The following is a 6300-nucleotide window of genomic DNA, read 5'->3' as shown; positions in this document are numbered from 1 at the left end:
GGGGATCAAAAGGCTGTGGTGCAACTCTAGAAGACTTGTGTGTACACCGTAGCCTCGCTTGCGGGGAGGGGGTTGGGGGTGGGGTTCTTGTACCTCACTCAATCCAATCAGGCCCTTTGAAGAAATCTCCGTCCTCCCAAAAAGTTTTACATACCAAAACACCTTCTCCGAGAGGAGGGAAATTTTTGGCTCCTCTAAAATCAGTTTTTATGAATTTGGCAGTACCACCAATCGCTGCCCTGTAGAGGTTAGCCCCATCAAATATAGCAGCAGTCAAGATAGCATCATTCAAACTGGCATTGGAGAAGTCAGTCCCTATGCAATCAGCACCACTCAAGTCAACTCCTCGCAAATTGGCATAACTGAGATTGGCATTAGTGAGGTTAACACAAAGCATTTTGGCTCCACTCAAGTTGGCATGGCTCAGGTTGGAGCCACTCAAATCAACACCTATCAAATCGGCTTCGCTCAAGTCAATTTCCCGCAAATCTTCTCCATCCAGTCCGCGCGAACTGATTCTAATCCCAGCAAAGTCTCTCTCGCCAGCCGCATATCTCTTAAGCAACTTTCTACGCTCGATAAACTTTCTTTCATCTTTCATAATTTACCTCTCGCATCTTTCAATACATATAATTACAGGGATACTAATAACGTTATTAACAGATGGTATATACACAGCAATGCTAACCCTTGTAAATTTGGAAACTTACAATGTATATGAAGCATCAGTGTAAGTAGTTCACTACAAAAAAAGAAGATATGCGAATTCTAATTGTGGAAAGCAGTATGTTGTTGCTCCTAACTGCAATGACAACTGGCTGTGTCGATTCTTCCTCTGTTACAAAACAGCCGCAAGCCTTACCAATAATCACTGAGCAGCCGACGAAAGAAGCTGTGTTGACCTCAACACCCACACCGGCTGCAAAACCTATAGAGCATTCTACCCCTGAAGCCACTATTGCCACCAATCCGACGCGCTGTGAAACTAGCCAATTGTCAGTGCGCCGAGTCTCTGAAGATGCTGGCGTGGGGAATGTTGCACTTACCTACGCCTTCACCAATAACGGCTCATCCCCTTGCACCCTCAACGGTTATCCGGGATTGGCACTACTGGATGCAAAAAATCAACCTTTGCAGGGGATTAAAGTTATTCGCTCCAAGGATACTTACTTTTCGAGTAAGCAACCTCGACAACAAGTAACTCTAGCTCCTGGAAAACAAGCCTCATTTCAGATAGCATATAACCACATTAGTTCCCCAGAGCAAAACTGCCCAATGTCTAGTAAAATTCAAATCACACCTCCTAATGCTTACGAGCACTTTACCCTTACAGAACAAATCAAACCTTGTACAGGCAAAGTTAGAGTGACTCCTGTACGATCTGCTGACATTCAACCCTAGTAAATTTCTGTAATTTACTCAAATACCCAGAAAAAGCATAAATTTAATCAAAGCCTCTGATAAGTTCAAGATTGTACTAATCAAAAAGGTTAAAAAATTCTATGGAAGGAATTGATGTTGCCGATCAAGACGGCAGAGTAGATTGGACGGCAGTAAAAAACTCTGGTAAAACTTTTGCGTTTGTCAAAGCCACAGAAGGAGTAAGCATTAAAGATTCTGCTTTTGCTCATCACTGGCAAACTATGAAAGCTGTTGGTCTGATTCGGGGTGCTTATCATTTCTTTCACCCTCATACATCTGACCCGGTTCAGCAAGCAAAGGAATTCTTAAAAACTTTGGGCAAATTAGAACCGGGAGACTTACCACCAGTCATAGATATAGAGGTAACTGATAAAGTAAATAGCCAAGCTGTAATTAATGCAGCGAAGTTGTGGTTAGCAGAGGTGGAAAAAGCCCTTTTGCAACAAACCAAAAAACCAATCAAACCAATTATTTATACCTTTCCCAGTTTTTGGACAGAACTTGGTAATCCATCTGATTTTGCTAGTTATCCGTTATGGATTGCCCACTACGGAACTAGGAACCCAACTATTCCTGGTGCTTGGCAGGGACAATACTTAATCCATCAATATGAAGGTGATATATCTGGTGTAACTGGTGTTAGCGGTCGAGCCGATTTGAATAGATTTAATGGATTGCAGCTAGGAGATTCTGGGCTAAGAGTAAAACAATTACAACAACAACTAAAAGATATTGGATTATATACTGATGCCATTGATGGGCGTTTTTCTGAATCAGTTAAGAATGCAATTGTTAGTTTTCAAACATCTAAGAAATTGCAAGCTGATGGAATTGTCGGTATAAAAACTTGGGTAGCTTTATTATGGATTTAGGTAAGTAGGTGTAAATAAACAGAGGCTTATAGTAAGGTTTGGAGCTTTGACTACAAACCTTTTATTAGTTTTGTATTGTATAATATAGTTTAATTTTTTCTGTCCACTATTTAACATCGTAATGCACAAAATTGGGATTTTACCTGAAAAAAACCTTTAAGGATTCGTTTGAGTGAATTAAACTTAACCCGCCTGATAGCTTTATTCACTTCTACCCACTGCCGTTTTCTTTTACTTGCTTCGGGATAATCTTCACTCAGCATATCGACTGATAGTAAATACATCTTGACGCAGTAAATTTTGCCTTGTTTGCGGTACTTGTAAGTTCCCAGTTCATTGGCATCTACTTGCCCAATTATTCCTGCTTCTTCCCACGCCTCTTTGGCTGCGGAATCAGGTGGACTCATGCCATTAGGAATATCTCCTTTGGGAATCACCCAGTGTTGAAAGTCACGGGTTGAAATTAGCAAGATTTCAACTTTACCATTGTTCACTCTGTAAGGAATCACCCCAGACTGTTTCAACACTTTGCTGGCTTTTCGACTCATGTAATTTACATCCTGTACTAACTAGCTTTTTGTACAATGCTTACTTCAGAAAGTCTAGAGCTGATACCGGATAAATTTTGGTTAATTTTAAGTTATGAAAAGGTTAAAAAATGATTTTTACTTATAAAAGTTAATTATTCAAAAAATTTCCAGCATCAGTGTTTGAGCGGGTGATGATGATTTTAATTCCGCAGTTACGCTATTATTATCACACTGGTTTTATCTTGAAGAGTCAGACTCGAATGGCACTAAGTTAAGATATAGCCCCTGCCCCAACTTCCAGCCTGGAGGCTGGGAAACTATTCTCGGAGGCTCCGCCTCCTCTTTGTTAACAAGAGGCAGAGCCTCTCGGAACTCGTTCCCAGCTTGGAGGCTGGGAACGAAAATACAATAAGTCTTTGGGCTTTTCTTAGTGCCATTCGAGTCAGATTCCTATTCGTCAGTTGTATCCATAAAAGTTGTGGATAATTTGGGCAGCACTGTTGTTCAACTAACTGTAATAACTGTTCCCGCACTCTCGTTAGCTAATCTATCCACTGCACACACGGCATAGCTTCCCGCTTGTTGAACGGTAGCGAAGGTTGTGCCAGCAGACAAAATTCGCTGAATTGTCCAAGTATCGCCACTCAGCCGATAAAGTGTCCAGGAACGAACTGGCTGATTATCTCCAGGCTGCCAACTCAGTTTGCGGTTATTGACTTGTAATCCAATGGGTGGAGGTGGTGGTGTTGTATCCTGCCAAGGCAAAGTTGGCGGTAGCGCAGGTTTGTTATACAGCAGACTTTGGAATTTATCAGCAATGCCCTGACTATTTTCTGTTAAAACACTGAGATTAAAGAAGATATTCCCCAGTGATAACTGTGCAGCTTGGCTACGACTAACTATCACCTGCTTTTCAATCTCATCACTCTCCCGACTCTTGTTGCTTGGTTCTGTCAGATTGTTGCCAGCGTAAACGTGTCTTTGTTTTGTATTTACCTGTGTCCACCATTTTAGTAATGCTGAATAACTTTGTTGTGCTTGGTCTGTGCGCCAGTAAAGTTGAGGAGCGATATAATCAATCCAGCCTTCTTCTAACCATTTCTTTGAGTCAGCATACAGCACGTTGTAAGCATCCAACCCAGTAATACCAGTGGGTTGGCCGGGGCGATAAATTCCAAAGGGACTTATACCAAATTTAACGTCGGATTTGGTTGTTTTAATTCCTTGCCAAAGGCGCTGTACCATTTTGTTAACATTGTCTCGTCGCCAGTCGCCAAGGCTGAGTGTACCACCAGCTGCTTTATATGCAGCGTAGGTTTTGTCATCGGGGAAAGACTGTCCCTCAATGGGATATGGATAGAAATAATCATCTAAGTGAATGCCATCAACATCGTAGCGCTTCACTACATCGAGAATTACGTTATACGCTCTATCCTGAACTATTTTTAGTCCTGGGTCCATCCAGCGTTGAGTTTTCCACAAATAAACGCTTTCTGGATTGGTAGCTGCGATGTGGGGACGGACTGTTTTAGCTGGGTCGGTGGAAGTGCTAGCACGGTAAGGGTTAAACCAAGCATGGAGTTCAAGATTATGTTTATGACATTCTGCGATCGCAAACGCTAAAGGATCGTAAAATGGTTCCGGTGCTTTCCCCTGAGTTCCTGTAATCCAAGCACTCCAAGGCTCTAATTGAGATTCATACAAAGCGTCTCCCTCTGGTCGCACCTGGAAAATCAGAGCATTGAAGTTTAACGCTTGTAATTTAGTAATAATCTCGGTAAGTTCTGCTTTTTGTTGAGCAACAGTAAGTCCCGGTTTGGAAGGCCAATCACCATTCCACACAGATACTACCCATGCTCCCCGGAATTCCCGGCTATGATTTACCCTAACGCTACCGATAGGTGTTGGCGTTGGCGTTGGCGTTGGTATTGGAATTGGAGTTGGAGTTGGAATTGGAATTGGAATTGGAGTTGGAGTTGGAGTTGGTGCTGGAATTGGTGTCGGTGCTGGAATTGTTGTCGGTGTTGGTGTTGGTGTGGGCGTTAATATTATTGGCGGCTGTACTAGGTAACTAGAGGTAATTTTTTCTGCCTGACCTAAATACACCAAGGCTTGATAAATAATCACTGCCACATCTGCACGAGTGGCTGCGAGATTAGGATTAAGTAATTTAATATTTGGAAAACTAACCACCAATCCAGCGCTGGTGGCAATAGCTACGTGATTTCTACCATACTCAGGAATCTGAACAGAATCCTGATAAATTTGTGAGAGTTTTGAGAGGAGGTCAGGTTTTACCTTGGTAGCAATTTCTAAGCCCGCTACCAAGGAAACTAAGACTTCTACTCTAGTAATTCGGTTAGCAAAACGGAAAGTTTTATCAGGAAACCCGCTAACAAATGCTTTTTCGTAAGCTGTTTTGATGGCTGCTGCTGCCCAATAATTCGTAGGTACATCAACAAAGGGAACATACTGCCGCTTCTTGGAAACTGTCCCAAATGCGTTGGCAATAATAGCGGCAAATTCAGCACGGGTAAGTGAATTATCGGGGCGATAAGTGCCATTAGGCAACCCACTGACAATACCGCGTTGGGCTAAGGCTGTAATAAATGAGCGTGCCCAATGGTTTTGAATATCCGAAAATGGAGTAGCAATAGATACCATTGTTAATTGCAGCTAGCTGGCCTTGATTTTGATTTCCTTTGTTAATTTAGCAATTTTGTTGGCGTAGGCATAGCCAGCTGTAGGCATCGCTGCTGCAATGTCTTGTAAACTTTTTTGGTATTGAGGATTGGGGATTAGGCATTTAGAAAACCTTTCCCTATCGTCTATTCTCTATTTAAGGTAGTTCTCCACTTAAGGTAGAACGCCCATTCAACGCCAGCATCACGCGTGAAATGCCGCTAAAAATAATGCTGACACCAACTAATGTCCCAATTAGCCAAGGCGCATTGAAGGGCCATTGGAACCAAATCATTGCACCTAACACAAGGGTAATAATGCCATTAGCTAATATCCACGTCCAGTTTTGTTGCGGACGCAACTTGAATGCCAGAATTAACTCGAATGTGCCTTCAGTCAACAAAAATGTGCCAAGTAACAGAGTCAGTGTCAAAACACCCGTATAAGGGTAAACAAACAGCATGATGCCGGTGGCAATGTAAAGCCCGCTCAAAAGAAGTTTCCAAAGAAAACCTCCTCGTTCGCGGGTTTGCGTTGCATAAACTAGTTTTGTAAATCCGGCGAAAATCAAAATCGCTGCAATCCAAGTTTCGGCGAATATGGTGGTGAAATTAGGGGCTGCGATCGCAATAACCCCTAAAATACTCAAGAGAACACCTGTTATCAGTGACCCATTCACATTCTTGTTAGTATCTCTAGAAATATCGGTTGTCATAAAAATCCTTTTCCTATTCTTAGACTAAACTCTACATTTAGGTTAGGGAATTTCTAAGTAACAGGGTATGAACCCTAAG

The 6300-nt window shown here is 42.2% G+C and carries 6 protein-coding genes; 2 read left to right on the top strand and 4 right to left on the bottom strand.

The genetic code is table 11. The features are described from left to right. Positions 1-94: 94 nt before the first annotated feature. Positions 95-601 (bottom strand): pentapeptide repeat-containing protein, encoded by a 507-nt coding sequence (locus tag ACM0OX_RS02295; RefSeq protein ID WP_414512725.1) that lies wholly within the window; start codon positions 599-601, stop codon positions 95-97. Between the two features lie 158 nt (positions 602-759). Here ACM0OX_RS02295 and ACM0OX_RS02290 point away from each other — a divergent pair, with 158 nt between their 5' ends. Together ACM0OX_RS02290 and ACM0OX_RS02285 are read left to right on the top strand one after the other, a co-directional pair. Then, entirely contained in the window at positions 760-1401 is a 642-nt protein-coding gene (locus ACM0OX_RS02290; RefSeq protein ID WP_414512723.1) for a DUF4232 domain-containing protein, read from the top strand. A 101-nt stretch (positions 1402-1502) separates the two neighbouring features. Further along, positions 1503-2294, top strand: a complete 792-nt coding sequence (locus ACM0OX_RS02285; protein ID WP_414512721.1) for a GH25 family lysozyme — start codon at positions 1503-1505, stop codon at positions 2292-2294. A gap of 110 nt (positions 2295-2404) precedes the next feature. Here the strand turns inward: ACM0OX_RS02285 and ACM0OX_RS02280 are convergent, their stop codons facing one another. The 3 genes from ACM0OX_RS02280 to ACM0OX_RS02270 all read right to left on the bottom strand — a co-directional run bounded on the left by ACM0OX_RS02280 (position 2405) and on the right by ACM0OX_RS02270 (position 6221). After that, complete coding sequence (locus ACM0OX_RS02280) at positions 2405-2842, bottom strand: NUDIX hydrolase (RefSeq protein ID WP_414512720.1); 438 nt, start codon at positions 2840-2842, stop codon at positions 2405-2407. Between the two features lie 486 nt (positions 2843-3328). After that, positions 3329-5488 (bottom strand): glycoside hydrolase family 10 protein, encoded by a 2160-nt coding sequence (locus ACM0OX_RS02275; protein ID WP_414512718.1) that lies wholly within the window; start codon positions 5486-5488, stop codon positions 3329-3331. 175 nt (positions 5489-5663) lie between these two features. Continuing rightward, complete coding sequence (locus ACM0OX_RS02270; protein ID WP_414512716.1) at positions 5664-6221, bottom strand: HdeD family acid-resistance protein; 558 nt, start codon at positions 6219-6221, stop codon at positions 5664-5666. Between the last annotated feature and the right edge of the window lie 79 nt (positions 6222-6300).

The sequence above is a fragment of the Nostoc sp. PCC 9305 genome (assembly GCF_963920915.1).
In the GTDB taxonomy this organism is placed as follows: Bacteria; Cyanobacteriota; Cyanobacteriia; order Cyanobacteriales; family Nostocaceae; genus Nostoc.
Note: the sequence above shows the minus strand (reverse complement) of the source record. Positions and strands in the feature narration are given on the sequence as shown.

Bases quoted from the DNA above. Each gene is read 5' to 3' on its own strand.
- ACM0OX_RS02280 (WP_414512720.1), bottom strand. From the start codon at position 2,842: ATGAGTCGAAAAGCCAGCAAAGTGTTGAAACAGTCTGGGGTGATTCCT.
- ACM0OX_RS02275 (WP_414512718.1), bottom strand. From the start codon at position 5,488: ATGGTATCTATTGCTACTCCATTTTCGGATATTCAAAACCATTGGGCA.
- ACM0OX_RS02285 (WP_414512721.1), top strand. From the start codon at position 1,503: ATGGAAGGAATTGATGTTGCCGATCAAGACGGCAGAGTAGATTGGACG.
- ACM0OX_RS02290 (WP_414512723.1), top strand. From the start codon at position 760: ATGCGAATTCTAATTGTGGAAAGCAGTATGTTGTTGCTCCTAACTGCA.
- ACM0OX_RS02270 (WP_414512716.1), bottom strand. From the start codon at position 6,221: ATGACAACCGATATTTCTAGAGATACTAACAAGAATGTGAATGGGTCA.
- ACM0OX_RS02295 (WP_414512725.1), bottom strand. From the start codon at position 601: ATGAAAGATGAAAGAAAGTTTATCGAGCGTAGAAAGTTGCTTAAGAGA.